The sequence below is a fragment of the Pseudomonas sp. P7779 genome (genome assembly GCF_013386315.1).
Lineage (GTDB): Bacteria > Pseudomonadota > Gammaproteobacteria > Pseudomonadales > Pseudomonadaceae > Aquipseudomonas.
Map to the genome: position 1 here is coordinate 1 of NZ_JACARZ010000205.1, position 347 is coordinate 347.

Here is a 347-nt window from a genome sequence, read left to right on the forward strand (position 1 = left end):
GCAGCATGTCCGGGGTGATGCGATAGGCCGGGCTGAGCCAGTCGCCGCCGTGTTGGGCGACGAGGTCGAGCAGTTGGGGTTTGTGGGCGATCAGTTGGTCCCATAGGGCGTCATCCAGCGCGTCGTCGTCACCCAGGATGATCAGGTCGCCTTCGTCCATTTGCAGGCGGATCGGGTGGGTGGAAAGAGCTGCCAGTAATTTGCTGAACTGCATGGGGTAACCTGCTTTTTTGAGTCGGATACGGTTGAGGAGAAAGTCCGTTTTCAGCTGTCGCGTAAGTGCCTGGGAGGCCCGGTTTAAAGCGCGGGCGCAGTCGTGGGCCGGGAGGCTTCCCGCAGGGTTGGGA

Annotated in this window: 1 pseudogene; it reads right to left on the minus strand. The window is 61.4% G+C overall.

The features are described from left to right. Positions 1-214, minus strand: a pseudogene (locus HX869_RS31155) (hypothetical protein); the annotation flags it as partial. Positions 215-347 lie beyond the last annotated feature (133 nt).